The following is an 18,792-nucleotide window of genomic DNA, read 5'->3' as shown; positions in this document are numbered from 1 at the left end:
TGCCTCATTCCTCCGGCGGGAACACCGGCTCCCCGCTCTCCAGCAGCGTGATCAGGATGGCCTCCACCGGGCACCCCTCCGCCGCCGCCAGCACCCGCTCGTTCGCGTCCGTGTCGGGCTCGACGGGGTGGGACTGGCGCCCGGTGTCGAGCCGGAAGCCGGCCGGGGCGTGGTGGAGGCACTGGGAGGAGCCGATACACAGGGCGCGGTCGACCTCGACGTGCCAGCGGTCACCCATGCCGCCTCACGCCTCCCAGCCGGCCGGGAGATGGATCATCTTGTGTTCCAGGAACTCGCCGTACCCCTCGGGCCCGAACTCCCGCCCCAGACCGGAGTTCTTGTAGCCGCCGAACGGGCCGAGCATGTCGAGGCTGAAGGTGTTGACGGAGTACGTGCCCGTACGGACCCGGCGCGCGACCTCGATGCCGCGCTCGACGTCGGCCGTCCACACGCTGCCGCTCAGGCCGTACTCGGAGTCGTTCGCGATCTTCACGGCCTCCGCCTCGTCGCCGTAGGGCAGCAGACAGATCACCGGGCCGAAGATCTCCTCGCGGGCGACGCGCATCGAGTTGTCCACATCGCCGAAGAGGGTCGGCTCGACGTACCAGCCGCGCTCCAGGCCAGGCGGACGGCCGCCGCCCGTGAGGATCTTCGCGCCCTCCTCCTGGCCGATCCGGATGTAGTCGAGGCTGCGCCGCTGCTGGCGCTGCGCCACCAGCGGGCCGACCTGTGTCGCCGGGTCCAGCGGATCGCCCACGACCAGCGCGCTCGCCGCCGCCGCGAAGGCGTCCGCGAACTCGTCGTAGCGCGAGCGCGGTACGAGGATGCGGGTCTGGGCCACACAGGCCTGCCCGTTGTTCATCCAGGCCGCCGAGACGATGCCGGGGACGGCCGTCGCGAGGTCCGCGTCGGGCAGCACCACCGCCGCCGACTTGCCGCCCAGCTCCAGCGTGACCCGGGTGAGGTTGCGCGACGCCACCTCCATCACCCGCCGGCCGGCCGCGACCGACCCGGTGAAGGACACCTTGTCGATCCCGGGGTGCCCCACCAGGTACTCGCTGACCTCACGGTCCGCGGGCAGGATCGACAGCACGCCCTCCGGCAGCCCGGCCTCGCGGGCGATCTCGCCGAGGAGATACGCGTCGAGCGGCGACTCCGGCGACGGCTTGAGCACCACCGTGCAGCCGGTGAGCAGCGCGGGGGCGAGCTTGGCGGCGGCGACGAACTGCGGGACGTTCCACGGGACCACGGCCGCGACGACCCCGACGGGCTCGCGCCGTACCAGGATCCTCCCGAGGACGCCGTCACGGCGCTCCTCGTGGACGAAGCCGCGCGCGACGGTGATCGCCGCGTCCCACACCATCATCGCGCCGAGCGCCTGCGCCAGGACGCTCCAGGAGTACGGTGATCCGTTCTCGGCGGAGATGACGCGGGCGATCTCCTCGTGCCGTACGGCGATCGCGTCCTTGATCCTGGTGACCACCGCCAGCCGCTCGTCGAGCGTCATCCGGGGCCAGGGCCCCTCGTCGAACGCCTTCCGGGCGACGGCGACGGCCCGGTCCACGTCCGCCGTCGAGGCGTGCGGCACCCGCCCGACGACCTCCTCCGTGTGCGGCGAGATCACCTCGATGACCTCCTTGCCCAGGGGGTCGGTCAACTCCCCGCCGATGAACAGCTGTCCGTGTTCCACGAGCTCGGTCATGGCGACTGCCTCCCCGGGAGCCTGCTCTGACGATCCATCAGATACGGAACTGATAGCAGCTCCGCTCCGAGGAGTCCACGGGCAGGACGTCCACCGCGTCGGTCGACTCGGGCTCCCATCGAAACTTGTTCTAGTTATAGTGACCGGGACGCGGCGATTGGGGAGCCCATGACGCAGGTGCACGACCACGGCGGCGGCGTACGGTCCATCGAGGTCCCCATCCCGGACAACCCCCTCGGCCACACCCTCGTGTACGTCGTCGACACCGACCGCGGCCCGGTGCTGATCGACACCGGCTGGGACGACCCGGCGTCCTGGGACACCCTCGCCGAGGGCCTCACCGCCTGCGGCACGTCGGTCGCCGGGCTCCACGGCGTGGTGATCACCCACCACCACCCCGACCACCACGGTCTGTCCGGCCGGGTGCGCGAGGCCTCCGGCGCCTGGGTCGCGATGCACGCGGCGGACATCTCCATCGTCCGCAGGACCCGCGAGACCCGCCCCGACCGCTGGTTCACGTACATGCGGGACAAGCTCGCCGCCGCCGGCGCCCCCGAGGAGCACGTGGCCCCGCTGCGCACCGCCCGCCCCCGTCGCACCCTGCCCGGCTTCTCCCCCGCCCTGCCCGACCGGGAGATCGTCCCCGGCGAACTGCTCGACCTGCCGGGCCGCCGGCTGCGCGCCGTCTGGACCCCGGGTCACACCCCCGGCCATGTCTGCCTCCACCTGGAGGAGGAGCACCCTTCTCGACTCCCGGGCCACGGGCGCCTGTTCTCCGGCGACCACCTGCTCCCGGGGATCACCCCGCACATCGGCCTGTACGAGGACCCGGACGACATCACCGTCACCGACCCGCTGGGCGACTACCTCGACTCCCTCGAACGCGTCGGCCGCCTCGCCCCCGCCGACGTGCTCCCGGCCCACCAGTACACCTTCACCGACGCGACCTCCCGCGTACGGGAGTTGCTGGCCCATCACGAGGACCGGCTCGACGGCCTGCTCGCCCTGCTCGCCGAACCCCTCACCCCGTGGCAGGTCGCCGAACGCATGGAGTGGAACCGCCCCTGGGACCAGATCCCCTACGGATCACGGAACATCGCGGTCTCGGAGGCCGAGGCCCATCTGCGGCGACTGGTGAAACTGGGACGGGCGGAGTCGGTGACGGGGAGCGAGCCGGTGACGTACGTGGCGGTGTGACCCTTACATAGCGGTGTGACCCGTACGGGACGGCGCGAACCGCTCGCCCCGTGGCGAAGCCGCCCCGCGCCCGGGCCGCCACCCGTCCGCCCGCCCTCACAGCCGCCCCTCGGCCCTTTCCTACGGGCCGGTAGAGTGGCGGCGTCGTCATCACACCCGTACGGGGGGAAGCCGGTGCAATTCCGGCGCTGACCCGCAGCCGTGAGCCACCGCAGGGTGGCGAGCCGGATCGCTCCGTACGGTTCGTGACCGGCTTACGCGCACCGGCCGTCCGCCGGTGCACGGCACCGTCGAGGTCTACGGAGCCGAGCCGCCCGGGGGTGCCCCGCGTCGCCCGGCTCCCCACAGGGAGAGGCACCCGCCGATCATGAACGTCCGCCGCAGCGCCGCGGTCCTGGCCGCCGCCGCCGTGATCGGCGCCGCCACGCCCGCCGTCGCCGCCGACCCGTCCCCGTCCCCGTCGGTGGCGATACCCACCGGCCTCTACGGCCGCACCGACCCCACGTACGACGGTGTCTGGCGGCAGTCCCTCGCCCTGCTCGCGCAGGACACCGTGGGCGTGCGGCCCGCCTCGTCGGCCATCGCCTGGCTGATCGGGCAGCAGTGCGCGAACGGGTCGTTCGCCGCGTTCCGCGCCGACACCGCCAAGGCCTGCGACGCCAAGCTCATGGTCGACACCAACAGCACGTCCGCCGCCGTCCAGGCCCTCGCCGCGCTCGGCAACCACGACCCCGTCACCGGCAAGGCCGTGGCCTGGCTGAAGTCCGTGCAGAACGCGGACGGCGGCTGGGGCTACGCGCCGGGCGGCGCCAGCGACGCCAACTCCACCGCCGTGGTCGTCGGCGCGCTGTCGGCGACGGGCGAGAAGCCGCAGGACGTCCGCAAGGGCGGCAAGTCCCCGTACGACGCCCTGCTGAAGCTCGCGCTGCCCTGCACCGGCGACGGAGCGGGCGCCTTCGCCTACCAGCCCGACAAGAAGGGCGCGCTCACGGCCAACGCGGACGCTACCGCGGCAGCCGTGGTCGCCGCCCTCGGCAAGGGCCTGGCGGGTGCCGACCCGCAGCCGAACGCGACCGACCTCACCTGCAAGGACGCGGCCGCCGACGCCGCGCAGGCCGCTCGCAACGGCGCCGCCTACCTCGCCAAGGAGCTGGCCTCGGACGGCCACCTGACGTCGGCGCTGCCCGGCGCCGACGACCAGCCCGACTACGGCAACACCGCCGACGCGGTCGTCGCGCTCGCGACCGCCCACCAGGGCGAGGCCGCGGTCCCGGCCGTGCGCTGGCTCCAGGCCGACTCCGCGAAGTGGGCGCAGCAGGGCGGCCCGGCGGCGTACGCGCAGCTGATCCTCGCCGCGAACGCCGCCGGCCACGACCCGCGCGACTTCGGCGGCCAGGACCTGGTGAAGCTCCTCGACGCGACCGGCCCGGGCCCCGTGTTCGTACCCGACGCCAAGGACTCCGGGGCCGCCGGCGACTCCAAGAGCTCGGCGGCCTCCGACTCCTCCGGCACCGGCAAGGTCGTGTGGATCGCGGGCGGCGTCCTGCTCGCCGTCGTCGTCGCCGTCGGATTCCTGCTCTTCGGCCGCGTCAGGAAGCGCCGGTCGTGAGCCGCCGCCGTGCCGCCGCCGTCCTGCTCCTGGCCGTCCTGCTCCCCCTGCTGGGAGCGGCCGGCCAGGCGCAGGCCACCGGCTACCGCTACTGGTCCTTCTGGGACCGCGCGGGCGAGGGCTGGACGTACGCCACCCAGGGCCCGTCGACCGCGCGCCCCTCGGACGGCGACGTCCAGGGCTTCCGCTTCGCGGTCAGCGCGGACTCCCAGGACGCGACCCGGCCACGCGGCACGGCCGACTTCGCGACGATCTGCGCGAGGACACCGGCCCGGGACGGCCACAAGCGGGTCGCCCTGGTCATCGACTTCGGTACGGCGTCCGACGCGCCCTCCGGCGAGACCCCGCCCGTGAGCCGGACGGCCTGCGCCCGGGTAGCCTCCGCCGCGACCACGGCGGAGGCCCTGGCAGCGGTCGCGAGGCCACTGCGCTACGACACCAACGCCCTGCTGTGCGCGATCGCGGGCTACCCGGAACAGGGCTGCGGCGAGCAGGTGTCGGCGAACGGGAAGCCGAAGAGCACGGCGACGGCGACCGCGGCGGCGAGCAAGCACACCACGGGCGGGGGCCCGTCGGTGGGCCTGACGGCCGGTTGCGCGACGGTGGCCGTCCTGGCGGCGGCGGCGTTCTGGCAGGTCCGGCGGCGCGGGCGTGACTAGGGCGTGTTTCGGAAGCAGCGTCGTTCGCCCGGAGGGCGGGGCTCGCGGCGTCTGGTGCGGTGCGTCGCAAGGCGGAGAGTCGTCCGCGTACTGGGCGTACGCGGATGATCCCGACAACGCGGCGCGGTGCCGTGCCAGGCGTCGCGGGCCGGACGGGACTTTCGAAACACTCCCTGGCCGCACGGCCCGGCACAGCGGCGGACACGCGTGCCGCCGCGACCGGCCGCCGAGCCACGGGCAGTCGCACCGCCGCGACCGGCGGCAACTCCACGCGACCCTCCACCCCGGCGCCTGGTGGCTGTGGGCACTCAGCCTCGGCATCGCCGCCACCCGCACCACCAACCCCCTCCTCCTCGCCCTCCTCATCACCGTCTCCGGCTACGTCGTGGCGACCTGCCGTCCCCCCACCACCCCCTGGTCCCGCTCCTACGGCGCCTTCGCCAGACTCGCCCTCGCGGTGCTCCTCCTGCGCCTGGGCTTCGCCGTCGCCCTCGGCTCGCCCATCCCCGGCACGCACGTGCTCCTCACCCTCCCCGAAGTCCCGCTCCCCCACTGGGCCCAGGGCATCCGGCTGGGCGGCGCGGTCACCGCCGAGGCGCTCGGCTTCGCCCTCTACGACGGCCTGAAGCTCGCCACCCTCCTCATCTGCGTGGGCGCCGCGAACGCCCTCGCCGGGCCCACCCGCCTCCTGAAGTCCCTGCCCGGCGCCCTCTACGAGACCGGCGTGGCCGTGGTGGTGGCACTCACCTTCGCCCCGAACCTCATCGCCGACGCGCAGCGCCTGCGCGCCGCGCGTCGGCTGCGCGGCCGCCCGGACCGGGGCATACGCGGCCTGCTGCACGTGGGGCTCCCGGTCCTGGAGGGCGCGTTGGAGCGCTCCGTCGCCCTGGCCGCCGCGATGGACGCCCGCGGCTACGGCCGTACCGCCGCCGTCCCCGCCCCCGTCCGCCGCGTCACCGCCGCGCTCACCCTCGGGGGGCTGCTCGGCGTCTGCGCGGGCACGTACGGCCTGCTCACCGCGGAGGGCGGCACGTACGGCATTCCGGTCCTGCTGGCCGGGCTCGCCGCCGCGCTGGGCGGCCTGTGGCTCGGCGGCCGCCGCACGCCCCGCACCCGCTACCGCCCGGACCGGTGGGATCTGCGCGCCTGCCTGGTCGCGGCCTCCGGTGCCGCCGTCGCCGCACTGCTCACCGTCGCCGCCTCCGCCGACCCGGCGGCGCTGCACCCCGGCGTCGTCCCCCTGGTGGCGCCGTCGCTCCCGCTCGGGCCCGCCGCCGCCGTACTCCTCGGCCTGCTCCCCGCCTTCCTCGCCCCCGCCCCCAAGGAGCCCTCGTGATCCGCTTCGAGGACGTCTCCGTGACGTACGACGGCGCCGCCGGACCCAGCGTGCGGGGCGTGGACTTCGAGGTGCCCGAGGGCGAACTCGTGCTGCTCGTCGGCCCGTCGGGCGTGGGGAAGTCCACCGTGCTCGGCGCGGTCAGCGGTCTCGTCCCGCACTTCACCGGCGGCACCCTGCGCGGCCGCGTCACGGTGGCCGGCCGGGACACCCGCACCCACAAGCCGCGCGAACTCGCCGACGTCGTCGGCACGGTGGGCCAGGATCCGTCCTCCCACTTCGTGACGGACACGGTCGAGGACGAACTCGCCTACGGCATGGAGTCGTTGGGCCTCGCCCCGGACGTGATGCGCCGCCGGGTCGAGGAGACCCTCGACCTGCTCGGTCTGGCCGATCTGCGCGACCGCCCGATCGCCACCCTGTCCGGCGGCCAGCGGCAGCGGGTCGCGATCGGCTCGGTCCTCACCCCGCACCCGGAGGTCCTGGTCCTCGACGAGCCGACCTCGGCGCTCGACCCGGCGGCCGCCGAGGAGGTCCTCGCCGTCCTCCAGCGGCTCGTCCACGACCTGGGGACGACGGTCCTGATGGCCGAGCACCGCCTGGAACGCGTCGTCCAGTACGCCGACCGGGTCGTCCTCCTGCCGGGCCCGGGCGCCGCCCCGGTCCTGGGCACCCCGGCGGAGGTGATGGCGGTGTCCCCCGTGTACCCGCCGGTCGTCGACCTCGGCCGGCTGGCGGGCTGGTCCCCGCTGCCGCTGACGGTGCGCGACGCCCGCCGCCGGGCGTCCGGCCTGCGAGAACAGCTGGCGGGACGGGTCGAGCCGACCGCCGCCTCCGAAGCGGCACCCCGCCCCGCACGACCGGCACCGGCACCAGCACCGACATCGGTACCGGACTCCTCACCTGTCTCCGTGCCCGGATCGGCACGCATATCCGCGCCCGTATCCGCGCCCGCAGCGGTGCGGGCCCCCTCGTCCCGCCCGCTCCTCTCCCTCCGGTCCCTCCGGCGCCCGCGCAAGCGGGAGGCGTCCCTCGCCTCCGCCCCGCCGTCCGCCGTCGCCGAGGTCCGTGCCCTCGCCGTCCGCCGCGCGGGCGTCCAGGCCCTCGGCCACGTCGACCTCACCGTCACCCCCGGCGAGACCCTCGCGCTCATGGGCCGCAACGGTGCCGGCAAGTCCACGCTGCTCAACACGCTGGTCGGGCTCGTCGAGCCGACCTCCGGCACGGTCCGCGTCGGCGGGGCCACCCCGCACCGCACCTCGCCCCGCGATCTGGTGCGCCGGGTCGGCCTGGTCCCGCAGGAGCCGCGCGACCTGCTGTACGCCGACACGGTCGGCGCCGAGTGCACGGCCGCCGACCGGGACGCGCAGGCCGCTCCCGGCACCTGCCGCGCCCTCGTCTGCGAGCTGCTGCCCGGTGTCGCCGACGAGACCCACCCCCGCGACCTCTCCGAGGGGCAGCGGCTGGCGCTCGCGCTCGCCGTGATCCTGACCGCCCGCCCTCCCCTTCTCCTGCTCGACGAACCGACCCGCGGCCTGGACTACGCGGCGAAGGCCCGGCTGGTCGGCGTGCTGCGCGCGCTCGCCGCCGAGGGGCACGCGATCGTGCTCGCCACCCACGACGTGGAACTGGCCGCCGAGCTCGCCCACCGGGTCGTCCTGCTGGCCGACGGCGAGGTGATCGCCGACGGCCCGACCGCCGAGGTGGTCGTCTCCTCCCCTTCCTACGCCCCGCAGGTCACCAAGATCCTGGCCCCGCAGCGGTGGCTCACGGTCACCCAGGTGAGGCAGGCCCTGCGATGACCCGACAGGCACGGGCCGTCCGTCTCGGCCCCCGCTCCCTCGCCGCGCTCGCCCTGGTCAGCGCCGTCGGCGTGGTCGCCTTCACCTGGCCCTTCCTGGCCCCGCCCACCTCGCAGGTCAGTGCCCACGCCCAGGACGCCCCGTGGCTGTTCGCGGGGCTGCTGGTGCTGCTGGTGCCGGTCCTGGCGGCGACGATCTCCGAGTCGGGACTCGGCCCGAAGGCGGTCGCCATGCTCGGCGTCCTGGCGGCGACCGGCGCGGCGCTGCGCCCGATCGGCGCCGGTACGGCCGGTCTGGAGCCGATGTTCTTCCTGATGGTGCTGAGCGGACGGGTCCTCGGGCCGGGCTTCGGCTTCGTGCTCGGCTCGGTCACGATGTTCGCGTCGGCGCTGCTCACCGGCGGGGTGGGGCCGTGGATGCCGTTCCAGATGCTCGCCATGGGGTGGTTCACGATGGGCGCGGGCCTGCTGCCGGGCCCGGACCGGCTGCGTGGCCGCGGCGAGCTGGCCCTGCTCTGCGCCTACGGCTTCCTGGCCGCCTTCGCCTACGGCACGGCGATGAACATGGCCGGCTGGACCTTCATGGACGGCAACGCCTCGAACATCGCCTTCGACCCGCACGCGGCCGTCCCCGTGAACCTGGCCCGCTTCGTCGCGTACTGCGTGGCCACCTCGCTCGGCTGGGACCTGGGCCGCGCCCTCCTCACGGTCGTGCTGACCCTCGTGGTCGGTCCGGCGGTGCTGAAGGCGCTGCGCCGCGCCACCCGACGGGCCGCGTTCGAGACCGCGGTCACATTCGACGCACCCACACCGTGAGTCCCTGTGGGCGGAACGTGACCGAAGCGGTGAAGCACCCCACATGACGCACGTCACCTACTAAGATGGACAGTAGGGACAAAAGGGATATATGCATGCGACCCTACCGCCTCTGACCTGCGGATTGAGAGCCAGCTCACACAAGCGACGAAACACCCCGATGCGACCACCACTAGTAAAGAGGGTCATTGCGGACATTCGTCGTGGCTGCTTCTCTGGGTGACGTCACCAGGCGCCACGAGCCCCTCAGGGCCGAGGCGCCGACACATGCCAACACCGCGCACCGCGTGGTCGCAGCGAGTGGGTGACCCCCTGTCCCCGAAGAAAAAGGTTCTCCGTGTCCGTCTCCGTCATCCGCCGCATCGCCAGCCCGAAGAAGGCCCTCACCGTCGCCGCCGTGGCCGCCGCCACCGCCGGCATGGCCCTCACTGCGGCTCCGGCCCAGGCGGCCACCACGTCGTCCTCCTCGGCTCAGGCGATCGCGCACAAGATGATCCCGGACGCCGCGCAGTTCAAGGCCTTCAACAACATCGTGTCGCACGAGAGTGGCTGGAACATGCACGCCACGAACTCCTCCTCCGGCGCCTACGGCCTGGTCCAGGCGCTGCCCGGCAACAAGATGGCCGCCGCTGGTGCCGACTGGAAGACCAACCCGGCCACCCAGATCAAGTGGGGCCTGAACTACATGAAGTCCCGCTACGGCAGCCCGGTCGACGCCTGGAAGTTCTGGCAGGCGAACGGCTGGTACTGAGCCGACCGACTTCCCCGCATCACACGTGAAGGCGGCGGTCCCCGATCCCCGGGGCCGCCGCCTTCACCTGTTTCCCGTCCGCCGCGTGATCCACTGAGGCGGTGACCACCGACTCCGAGTCCGGGACGTACGACTCCGAGGCGCGCGGCCTGTCCCTGGTGGCGGTGCTGCTGGCCCTGACCGTGGTGAGCGGGCTGATCGACGCCGTCAGCTATCTGGGCCTCGGCCATGTCTTCACCGCCAACATGACCGGCAACGTCGTCGTCCTCGGCTTCGCCGCCGCCGGGGCGCCGGGCTTCTCGGTGCCGCACACCGCGACCTCCCTCGCCTGCTTCCTGGTGGGCGCGGCCGCCGGAGGGCGCGTCGCCCGGCGGCTCGGCGAGGGCTCGCGCCGCACCTGGGCCCGGCTGACCCTGGCCGTCGAGGCGGTTCTGGTGGCCGCGTCCGCCGCGGTCGCCTTCGCCGCACCGGGCGCCACGGGCACGACGTACACGCTCATCGCCGTCACGGCCCTCGCGATGGGTCTGCGCAACGCGACCGTACGCAAGCTGGGCGTGCCGGACCTGACGACGACCGTCCTGACGATGACCCTGACCGGACTGGCCTCCGACGCCCGGGCCACGGGCGGCCCGGGCGGGCGCTTCGCGCGCCGTGGCACGGCGGTGGCCGCGATGGCGCTGGGCGCGCTGCTCGGGGCATGGCTGGTGCTGCACCACGGCCTGGGTATCCCGCTGCTGATCGCGGCGGCGCTGACGGCGGTCCTGGCGGTGACGGCGTCGGGCCGTGAGTGACCGCGCTGACGTCTCGGGGGAGGCAGGGGCGGGGCGTGCGGGCTGGGGTCGCTCCTGCCTCCCTCGGAACGGGCCGGGCGCTCAGACCGTACTGACCGGCAGCTCCTTCACCCCGTTGATCCAGGCGGAACGCAGCCGGCGCGGGTCGCCGGTCAGCCGCAGGCCGGGCATGGCGTCCGCCACGGCGTTGAAGATGAGGTCGATCTCCAGCACGGCGAGGGACTTGCCGAGGCAGTAGTGCGGCCCGCCGCCGCCGAAGCCGAGGTGCGGGTTCGGATCGCGGGTGATGTCGAACACGTCGGGGTGGTCGAAGACCTCGGGGTCGTGGTTGGCGGAGGCGTAGAAGATGCCGACCCGGTCCCCCTTCCTGATCAGCTTGCCGCCCAGTTCCGTGTCCTGCGTGGCGGTCCGCTGGAAGGAGTTCACCGGCGTCGCCCAGCGGACGACCTCCTCGGCCGCCGTCGCCGGCCGCTCCCTCTTGTACAGCTCCCACTGCCCGGGGTGGGTGAGGAAGGCGTGCATGCCATGGGTGATGGCGTTGCGGGTCGTCTCGTTGCCGGCGACGGCCAGCATCAGCACGAAGAAGCCGAACTCGTCGGAGCCCAGATTCCCCTGGTCCTCCGCCGCCACCAGCGTGGTGACGATGTCCTTGGCGGGGCACTGCTTGCGGGCGGCGGCCATGTTCATCGCGTACGCGATGAGCTCGGTGGCCGACTCCTGGCCGACTTCCTCGGTGATCGCGTACTCCGGGTCGTCGTACGAGATCATCCGGTTGGACCAGTCGAAGATCTTGGAGCGGTCGTCCTGCGGTATGCCGATGAGTTCGGCGATGGCCTGGAGGGGCAGTTCGCAGGCGACCTCGGTGACGAAGTCGAAGGTCCCGGAGCGGGCGCGCGCGTGCGCCGCGATCGCCTCCGCGCGGGAGCGCAGGTTGGCCTCCAGGGCGCGGATGGCGCGCGGGGTGAAGACGCGCTGGATGATCTGGCGGACCCGGGTGTGCTCGGGCGGGTCCATGTTGAGCAGGATCAGCCGCTGGGCGTCGATCGCGTCCCGCTCGATGTGCTCGTTGAAGCGGATGATCGCCGTGTTGAGGTACGACGAGAAGATCTCCGGATGAGTGGAAACGTACTTGACGTCCGCATGCCGGGTGACCGCCCAGTAGCCGTCGTCCTGGAAGCCTGCAAGGTTGGGCGGTTGCGGGATCCAACGGACCGGCTCGGCGCGCCGCAGCTCGGCGAACTCCGGCAGGGGCACGCGGTGTTGCAGCACATCGGGGTCGGTGAAGTCGAACCCGTCGGGAAGCGCTGGACAGGGCATCGGCAACTCACTCCAGCCATCTGACGGCCCATCAGGAATAGAGCTGCCGCGAAGGTAGTAACGGGTTCTACAAGTGGCAAGGGGTATGGCGCCCCGAATCTGCCTGCAAGACCCTTGCGGCGGCGGACGCCTCCTCCGCAGACTGCACACAGAACTAGAACACGTATCAGTTCGGAGGAGAGGACCCCGCACCCATGGCCGCCGAACCCGTGATCGTCGAAGCCGTACGCACCCCCATCGGCAAGCGCGGCGGCGCGCTCGCCAATCTCCACCCGGCGTATCTGCTGGGCGAGACGTACCGCGAACTCCTCGGCCGCACCGGCATCCCCGCCGACTGCGTGGAGCAGATCGTCGGCGGCACGGTGACCCACGCCGGCGAACAGTCCATGAACCCCGCGCGCACCGCCTGGCTGACCATGGGCCTGCCCTACGAGACGGCGGCGACGACGGTCGACTGCCAGTGCGGCTCCTCGCAGCAGGCGAGCCACATGACGGCCAACATGATCGCGGCGGGTGTGATCGACGTGGGCATCTCGTGCGGCGTCGAGTCCATGTCACGGGTACCGCTGGGCTCGGGCTCGAAGCACGGCCCCGGGAAGCCGTTCCCGGACGAGTGGAACGTGGATCTGCCGAACCAGTTCGAGGCGGCGGAACGCATCGCCCGCCACCGCGGCCTGACCCGCGAGCACGTCGACGCCCTGGGCCTCGTCTCCCAGGAACGGGCCGCGATCGCCTGGTCCGAGGAGCGCTTCAAGCGGGAGACCTTCGCGGTGCAGGTGCCGACGACGGAGGACGAGCAGCGGGCGGGCCAGGGCATGTGGCGCCTGGTCGACAAGGACGAGGGCCTGCGCGACACCACACCGGAGGGCCTGTCCGCGCTGAAGCCGATCATGCCGACGGCCGTCCACACGGCGGGCAACTCGTCCCAGATCTCCGACGGCGCGGCAGCCGTCATGTGGGCGTCGAAACGGATGGCCCGGGCCCTGAAACTGAAGCCGAGGGCGAGGATCGTCGCCCAGGCTCTCGTCGGCGCGGACCCGCACTTCCACCTGGACGGCCCGATCGACGCCACGAACGCCGTGCTGGGCAAGGCGGGCATGTCCCTCAAGGACATCGACCTCGTCGAGATCAACGAGGCTTTCGCGTCGGTGGTGTTGAGCTGGGCCCAGGTCTTCGACCAGGACCTGACGAAGGTCAACGTCAACGGCGGCGCGATCGCCCTGGGCCACCCCGTGGGCGCGACCGGCGCCCGCCTGATCACCACCGCCCTGCACGAACTGGAACGCGCGGACAAGGAGTTCGCACTCGTCACGATGTGCGCGGGCGGCGGCCTGGCCACCGGCACGATCATCCAGCGCCTTTAGCCGCCGACCAGGACACTGACACGGACTCGGTGACGGCGCGGGTCCGGGCGGTGTCGAGGCGGTTGCCGGTGAAGGTGACCTGTGGTCTCGCCCGCCCGGCCGCGTCACCGGGCTCGCACCCGGTAGCGGCGGTCCGCGACACGATCACCTTCGGCCGCCACTGAACGTTCCCGCCCCGCGCCACGTCTTCACCCCCGTGATCCCAGCCGAACAAACCCTGCCCCGGGAAGCTCGCACGGCCGCCGCGCGGAGTCATCCGCTGCGTGCGCTATGGGTCCGCCACCGCGTGCCGCTCCTGGCGACGCTGCCCGTGTTGCCCCTGTACGCACTGTGGTGGGCGTTCCTGGCCACCGGCGGCGGGGATCTGGCCGCGCAGGAGGCGTGGGCGGGGTTCGCGGGTCGGCACGGGGGATCCGCGTACAACCTGTTCTGGTACGGCGGGATGCACACCGCCAACTACAGCCTGCTCTCGCCGTATCTGATGGCCGGGTTCGGCGTGCGGACGGTCACCGTCGGCTCGGGGATCGCCGCTTCCTGGCTGGCGGCCGTGCTGATCCGGCGGACCTCGGTCCGCGCACCGGTCGGGCCCGCCCTGCTGGCCTCGCTCGCGCTGTGGTGCGACGTCGCCTCGGGACGTACGACGTTCGCGCTGGGCGTGGCGCTCGGGCTCGCGGCCTGCGTGCTGCTGACGGGCGAACGGCGGCCCGTGGCGGCCGGGGTGTACGCGGCACTCGCGACCGCGGCCAGCCCGGTGGCCGGGCTGTTCCTGGTCGTCGTCGGGGCCGGGTTCCTCCTCGGGCGGCGGGACCGGGGCCGGGCGCTGTCCCTCCTCGCCCCGCCCGCCGTCGTCGTCGCGGGGACCACCCTCCTCTTCCCCTTCAGTGGTGAGCAGCTGATGCCGGCGGCCCGGATCTGGCCGCCGGTCGCGCTCGGGCTCGCCGTCGCCGTGCTCGCCCCGCGCGGCTGGCGGGTCGCCCGGTGGAGCGGGGCCGTGTACGCGGCCGGAACCGTGCTCACGTACCTCGTCGCCTCCCCGGTCGGCACGAACGTCGAGCGGTTCGCGGAGCTGTTCGCGCCCGCCGCGCTGCTGGCGGCGCTGCTGACCGCGCCGCGGCTTCGGCGCATCGCCCGCGCTCTCCTCGTCGTCGCCCTCGTCTTCTCCGTCGGCTGGGTCGGCAAGAAGACCGCCGACGACCTGAAGGTGTCCACCGCCGTGCCGGCCTGGGCCGCCGACGCGCGGCCCGTCGTACGCGCCCTGCAAGGGCTCGGCGCGGACCGGACCCGGGTCGAGGCCGTCCCGGCCCGCAACCACCGCGAGGCCGCCGAACTCGCCCCGCACGTCAACCTCGCCCGCGGCTGGAACCGGCAACTCGACATGGAACGCGCCCGGCTGTTCTACGACGGCACCTTCTCCCCCACCACCTACCGTGCGTGGCTGGACAGGTGGGCGGTCGGGTTCGTCGTCCTGCCGCTGGGCGAGCCCGACGGGTACGCCGAGGACGAGGCCCGGCTCGTGGGCGGCGCCCACCGGCCCGACTGGCTGGAACCCGTCTGGCAGGACGCCCACTGGCGGGTGTTCCGGGTGCGCGACGCCGTACCGCTCGTCTCGGCGCCCGGCACCGTCGTCGGCACGACGAGCGCCGAGGTGGTGCTGCACGTGGCGCGGGCCGGCGCGGTGACCGTACGGGTCGCCTACTCGCCGTGGCTGAAGTCCGACGGAGGCTGCCTCGCCCCGGCCGGGGAGTTCACCCGCCTCACCGTCCCCGCACCCGGCGAGTACCGGATCGGCTCGGCATACGGTCTCACCCCGCACCCGGCGCGGGCCTGCCGAGGCTGATGGCCTGTTCGAAATCCGGTGCTATCCTCTGCTGCTCGTTCGAACGGTGAAGGACCACTCATTGACCTCCATACCCGGGACCGGTCGTGACCGGTTGCCGTCGCTGACCGGTCTCCGCTTCTGGGCGGCCCTGCTGGTCGTCCTGTACCACCTGTCCCGACAGGTCGGAACCGTTCCCGGGCTCAGCGACGCCGTCTGGTACGGCCGCAGCGGCGTGACGTTCTTCTTCGTCCTGTCGGGCGTCGTCCTCGCCTGGACCTACGACGGCGCGAACGTGCCCACCCGGGTCTTCCTGTGGCGCCGCTTCGCCCGCATCTGGCCCATGCTCGCCGTCAGCGTCGGGGCGTCGGTCGCCGTATGGGCACTCATGGACCAGGCCGTGTCGCTCAAGGCGGTCGCCGCGACCCTGCTGCTCGTGCACGCGTGGTTCCCGATCCCGGTCATCTTCAAGGGCGGCAACCCGGCGGCCTGGTCGCTCAGCGACGAGGCCTGGTTCTACCTGATCTTCCCCGCGCTGCTGGCGGTGCTCGCGGGACGGCGTGCGAGGGTCTGGATCTGGACGGCGGTCGCCGTCGTAGGCGCCACCCTCGTTCTGTGGCCCGCCCTGTCCGGCCTGTCCCCCACCACCCGCGCCTGGGCGCTCGACTACCTGCCGCTGACCCGCTCCCTCCAGTTCGTCCTGGGCGTGCTGACCGGGCTCGCGCTCAAGCGCGGCTGGCGGCCCCGGCTGCCCCTGCCGGTGACCGTCGGACTCGTCATCGCCTGGCACCTGGTGCTGATCCCCTGGTCGGACGCGGTGCCCGACTCCCTCTGGTACAGCCCCTACTCCGCCTCGCAGTGGCTCTCGGCACCGGTCTTCGCGGCGCTCATCGTCTCGGCCGCACGGGCCGACCTCGACGGCCGGCGCACCGGGCTGGGCGGGCCCTGGATGGTCCGCCTCGGTCACTGGTCGTTCGCCTGGTACCTCATCCACGAGATCGTGATCCGTTCGGCCCTCTTCCACTGGGGCAGGCCCGCCCCGGGCAGCGCGACCCTCGTCTTCTGGGCGGGTGTCCTGGCCGTCAGCCTCACCGCCGCCGCCCTGGCCTACCAGTGCGTGGAACGCCCCGCCGAACGCCGGCTGCGCAACCTGCTGGGGCGGCCCGCGCCGGCCCGGGCCGCCGAGCCCGACCGGGCACTGAGCTCCCGCTGAGTGCGCCGGACCGTTGATCAGCCCGGCGTACGGTCCTTCTCGGGGGCCGGCGTCAAAGCGGTGCGGGCGATGGCGGCCGCCGCCGTGCGGGCCCGCGGTCCCTGGAACACGTACGCGAGGCCGAAGCCCGCGCCGACCACCGCCGCGCCGCCGACCGCGTCCAGTACCCAGTGGTTGCCGGTCGCGACGATCGCCGCGAGGGTGAGGAGCGGGTGCAGCAGGCCCAGGGCCTTCATCCACCACCTCGGCGCGACGATCGCGATCACGAGACCGCACCACAGGGACCAGCCGAAGTGCAGCGACGGCATCGCCGCGTACTGGTTGGTCAGGGCCGTCAGCGTGCCGTAGTCCGGCTTGGAGAAGTCCTGGACGCCATGGACCGTGTCGAGGACGCCGAGGCCGGGCAGCAGGCGTGGCGGGGCCAGCGGGTAGAGCCAGAAGCCGGCCAGCGCCAGCAGGGTGGCGAAGCCCAGGGCTGAGCGGGCCCAGCGGTAGTCGACGGGACGGCGCCAGTACAGGACGCCGAGCACGGCCAGCGGGACGACGAAGTGGAACGACTCGTAGTAGAAGTCGAAGAAGTTCCGGAGCCAGTCGACCTGGACCACCGCGTGGTTGACCGCGTGCTCGATGTCGATGTGCAGGAGGCGTTCGAGGTCGAGGATCTCGCGGCCGTGCCGCTCGGCCGTCGCCCGGCCCCCGGCGTCGCTGCCGCCGGTCGCCGCGAGGCGGACCCGCTGGTAGGCGGCGTACGTGACACGGATGAGGAGGAGTTCGAGCAGGAGGTTCGGGCGGGTGAGGACGCGGCGCAGGAAGGGCAGCGGCGGGACGCGCCACCGGCGCGCGGGAACCGCCGGGGCGTACTGCGTGGGGATCGGCGACCGGTAGGGCGTGGAGGCGCGGGAGAGGAAGGGGACGACGGTGGCCGCGGCGAGGGCGGCCAGCAGAACCACGTTGTCCCGCAGCGGGTACAGGGCCGACGTGTTCGGCACCATCATCTTCGCCGGGAGGGTCATCACCAGCACCACGGCGACCGGCCAGACACAGCGGTCGGAGGCGCGCTTGCCGACCCGGCCCACGACCGCGAGCAGCACCCACAGCAGCTGATGCTGCCAGGTCGTCGGGGAGACGGCGACGGCCGCGCAGCCGGTGACGGCCACGGCGAGCAGGAGCTGGCCGTCACGGGCGTAGCGGACGGCCCGGCGCAGACCGAGGCCGGCCACGGCCGCGCCCAGCACCAGGAAGAGCCCGATCTCCAGGGGACCGGTCAGGCCGAGCCGGAGCAGGGCGCCGTGCAGGGACTGGTTGGCGAGGGCGTCGGCCTGACCGCCGAGGCCGACACCCGCCATGTGGTGGACCCAGTAGGTGTACGAGTCGTGCGGCATCGCCGCCCACGCGACGGCCGTGGAGCCGGCGAAGGTGACGCCGGCGGCGAGGGCGGCGCGGCGCCGGCCGGTGAACCAGAGCAGCGGTGCGAAGAGCAGCACGGTCGGCTGGAGGGCGGCGGCGAGGCCGATCAGTACGCCGCCCGTCTTCTCGCCGCGGACGGCGAAGCAGCCGAGCAGGACGAGCAGCACCGGGATGATGCTGGTCTGGCCGAGCCAGAGGGTGTTGCGGACCGGCAGGGACAGCATGAGCAGGCTGATCGCGACCGGCGCGGCGAACAGGGAGGTCCGTCTGCTCACCGGCTGCGGCAGGGCGCGGGCGGCGACCAGGCCGAGGGCGGCGACGAGCAGGAGGGTGCCGAAGGTCCAGCCCCAGCCGAGAGCCTGTTCGGCGGCCCGGGTGAGGGGCTTGAGGACGAGTCCGCCGAACGGCGTGCCGGTGAAGAGCGTGGAGTCGTAGAGAGAGCCTTTGACGTGCAGGACGCCCTCGGGGCCGACCCAGGTCTCCAGGGCCGTCAGCCGCTCTCCCCGCGGAGTGGCGAGCACGACGGCCACCTGTCGTATCGCGAGAATCGCCGCGATCAGCCAGAGACCGAGGCGGGCCGCGCGCAGTCGTGCTCTGGCCGCTCCCGCGTCCCCCGCTCCGAACGCCTCCGCCGGTCCCCCGCTGTGCTCCGCATTCGCCACGCCTTGTCGGCCTCCCGCCCCGTCCGTCCCGCGCGTCCCGTTCGGCTGCTTCCCGTCCCGAACCCTATGAGGCTCGCACCGCCCCAGGAGGGAGACGCCGGAAACCCCCGCTTCACCTGACGTCCGCTCGCCTTTTGTCCGGATGACGATAGTGCGCCCGGGTCCCGGTTGCGCCCGCGGGGGGCGACAAGGATCACAACGCGAGACCGGGAGAGGTGCCGGGGAGCGGGCATACGTCCCTGCATACACGCCATTTACATGCACAATGCAATCACTTGCGCACCGCGCGTAAGCGGAGCAAGGGCTCGTATGGTCGCTTTTCGGCCCGCTGCGGGCCATGTCCCTGTCCCC

At 73.1% G+C, this 18,792-nt stretch carries 15 protein-coding genes and 1 riboswitch; of the genes, 11 read left to right on the top strand and 4 right to left on the bottom strand.

Annotated elements, in window-relative coordinates; translation table 11 throughout:
* Window positions 1–4: 4 nt before the first annotated feature.
* Both ACFV0T_RS21410 and ACFV0T_RS21405 read right to left on the bottom strand, forming a co-directional pair.
* Window positions 5–238 (bottom strand): ferredoxin, encoded by a 234-nt coding sequence (locus ACFV0T_RS21410; protein WP_385781295.1) that lies wholly within the window; start codon window positions 236–238, stop codon window positions 5–7.
* A 6-nt stretch (window positions 239–244) separates the two neighbouring features.
* Window positions 245–1,702: an aldehyde dehydrogenase gene (locus ACFV0T_RS21405; RefSeq protein WP_385781292.1), complete on the bottom strand. Its 1,458-nt coding sequence runs from the start codon at window positions 1,700–1,702 to the stop codon at window positions 245–247.
* Between the two features lie 168 nt (window positions 1,703–1,870).
* On the opposite strand from ACFV0T_RS21405, the gene ACFV0T_RS21400 reads away from it, so the two are divergent.
* The 8 genes from ACFV0T_RS21400 to ACFV0T_RS21365 all read left to right on the top strand — a co-directional run bounded on the left by ACFV0T_RS21400 (window position 1,871) and on the right by ACFV0T_RS21365 (window position 10,662).
* Window positions 1,871–2,899: an MBL fold metallo-hydrolase gene (locus ACFV0T_RS21400; RefSeq protein WP_385781289.1), complete on the top strand. Its 1,029-nt coding sequence runs from the start codon at window positions 1,871–1,873 to the stop codon at window positions 2,897–2,899.
* A gap of 116 nt (window positions 2,900–3,015) precedes the next feature.
* A riboswitch (cobalamin riboswitch) is annotated at window positions 3,016–3,151 on the top strand.
* Between the two features lie 115 nt (window positions 3,152–3,266).
* Window positions 3,267–4,508, top strand: a complete 1,242-nt coding sequence (locus ACFV0T_RS21395; protein WP_385781287.1) for a prenyltransferase/squalene oxidase repeat-containing protein — start codon at window positions 3,267–3,269, stop codon at window positions 4,506–4,508.
* Complete coding sequence (locus ACFV0T_RS21390) at window positions 4,505–5,167, top strand: SCO2322 family protein (RefSeq protein ID WP_385781284.1); 663 nt, start codon at window positions 4,505–4,507, stop codon at window positions 5,165–5,167. The genes ACFV0T_RS21395 and ACFV0T_RS21390 overlap by 4 nt, the downstream gene beginning before the upstream one ends.
* Before the next feature lie 298 nt (window positions 5,168–5,465).
* The gene (locus tag ACFV0T_RS21385) at window positions 5,466–6,503 is read left to right on the top strand and encodes an energy-coupling factor transporter transmembrane protein EcfT (protein WP_385781409.1); all 1,038 of its coding nucleotides are present in this window, start codon (window positions 5,466–5,468) and stop codon (window positions 6,501–6,503) included.
* Window positions 6,500–8,305 (top strand): ABC transporter ATP-binding protein, encoded by a 1,806-nt coding sequence (locus ACFV0T_RS21380; RefSeq protein WP_385781282.1) that lies wholly within the window; start codon window positions 6,500–6,502, stop codon window positions 8,303–8,305. Before ACFV0T_RS21385 ends, ACFV0T_RS21380 begins: the two co-directional genes overlap by 4 nt.
* On the top strand, window positions 8,302–9,120 hold the full coding sequence (locus tag ACFV0T_RS21375; protein WP_385781280.1) for an ECF transporter S component: 819 nt from the start codon (window positions 8,302–8,304) through the stop codon (window positions 9,118–9,120). The genes ACFV0T_RS21380 and ACFV0T_RS21375 overlap by 4 nt, the downstream gene beginning before the upstream one ends.
* Window positions 9,121–9,457: 337 nt before the next feature.
* The gene (locus ACFV0T_RS21370; RefSeq protein ID WP_385781276.1) at window positions 9,458–9,871 is read left to right on the top strand and encodes a transglycosylase SLT domain-containing protein; all 414 of its coding nucleotides are present in this window, start codon (window positions 9,458–9,460) and stop codon (window positions 9,869–9,871) included.
* Window positions 9,872–9,972: 101 nt separating this feature from the next.
* Window positions 9,973–10,662, top strand: coding sequence for a YoaK family protein (locus ACFV0T_RS21365; RefSeq protein WP_385781274.1), 690 nt, complete (start codon window positions 9,973–9,975; stop codon window positions 10,660–10,662).
* Window positions 10,663–10,743: 81 nt separating this feature from the next.
* On the opposite strand, the gene ACFV0T_RS21360 is transcribed toward ACFV0T_RS21365, so the two are convergent.
* A complete protein-coding gene (locus tag ACFV0T_RS21360; RefSeq protein ID WP_385781270.1) occupies window positions 10,744–11,979 on the bottom strand; it encodes a cytochrome P450 in 1,236 nt (411 codons plus the stop codon).
* A gap of 194 nt (window positions 11,980–12,173) precedes the next feature.
* Here ACFV0T_RS21360 and ACFV0T_RS21355 point away from each other — a divergent pair, with 194 nt between their 5' ends.
* The 3 genes from ACFV0T_RS21355 (at window position 12,174) to ACFV0T_RS21345 (ending at window position 16,372) form a co-directional block, all read left to right on the top strand.
* Entirely contained in the window at window positions 12,174–13,343 is a 1,170-nt protein-coding gene (locus ACFV0T_RS21355) for a steroid 3-ketoacyl-CoA thiolase (protein ID WP_385781268.1), read from the top strand.
* Between the two features lie 196 nt (window positions 13,344–13,539).
* Window positions 13,540–15,180 carry a hypothetical protein gene (locus ACFV0T_RS21350; RefSeq protein ID WP_385781265.1) on the top strand — a complete coding sequence of 547 codons (1,641 nt, stop codon included), beginning with the start codon at window positions 13,540–13,542 and terminating at the stop codon, window positions 15,178–15,180.
* A gap of 61 nt (window positions 15,181–15,241) precedes the next feature.
* On the top strand, window positions 15,242–16,372 hold the full coding sequence (locus ACFV0T_RS21345; RefSeq protein ID WP_385781262.1) for an acyltransferase family protein: 1,131 nt from the start codon (window positions 15,242–15,244) through the stop codon (window positions 16,370–16,372).
* A 17-nt stretch (window positions 16,373–16,389) separates the two neighbouring features.
* Here the strand turns inward: ACFV0T_RS21345 and ACFV0T_RS21340 are convergent, their stop codons facing one another.
* Window positions 16,390–18,441 (bottom strand): bifunctional glycosyltransferase 87/phosphatase PAP2 family protein, encoded by a 2,052-nt coding sequence (locus ACFV0T_RS21340; RefSeq protein ID WP_385781259.1) that lies wholly within the window; start codon window positions 18,439–18,441, stop codon window positions 16,390–16,392.
* Between the last annotated feature and the right edge of the window lie 351 nt (window positions 18,442–18,792).

This window comes from Streptomyces sp. NPDC059582 (assembly GCF_042735715.1).
In the GTDB taxonomy this organism is placed as follows: domain Bacteria; phylum Actinomycetota; class Actinomycetes; order Streptomycetales; family Streptomycetaceae; genus Streptomyces.
The sequence above is the reverse complement of the archived record's forward strand: the minus strand, read 5'-3'. Positions and strand labels throughout refer to the sequence as shown.

Coding starts and splice junctions, on each gene's coding strand:
- ACFV0T_RS21360 (WP_385781270.1), bottom strand. CDS start 11,979: ATGCCCTGTCCAGCGCTTCCCGACGGGTTCGACTTCACCGACCCCGAT.
- ACFV0T_RS21410 (WP_385781295.1), bottom strand. CDS start 238: ATGGGTGACCGCTGGCACGTCGAGGTCGACCGCGCCCTGTGTATCGGC.
- ACFV0T_RS21395 (WP_385781287.1), top strand. CDS start 3,267: ATGAACGTCCGCCGCAGCGCCGCGGTCCTGGCCGCCGCCGCCGTGATC.
- ACFV0T_RS21355 (WP_385781268.1), top strand. CDS start 12,174: ATGGCCGCCGAACCCGTGATCGTCGAAGCCGTACGCACCCCCATCGGC.
- ACFV0T_RS21375 (WP_385781280.1), top strand. CDS start 8,302: ATGACCCGACAGGCACGGGCCGTCCGTCTCGGCCCCCGCTCCCTCGCC.
- ACFV0T_RS21405 (WP_385781292.1), bottom strand. CDS start 1,702: ATGACCGAGCTCGTGGAACACGGACAGCTGTTCATCGGCGGGGAGTTG.
- ACFV0T_RS21400 (WP_385781289.1), top strand. CDS start 1,871: ATGACGCAGGTGCACGACCACGGCGGCGGCGTACGGTCCATCGAGGTC.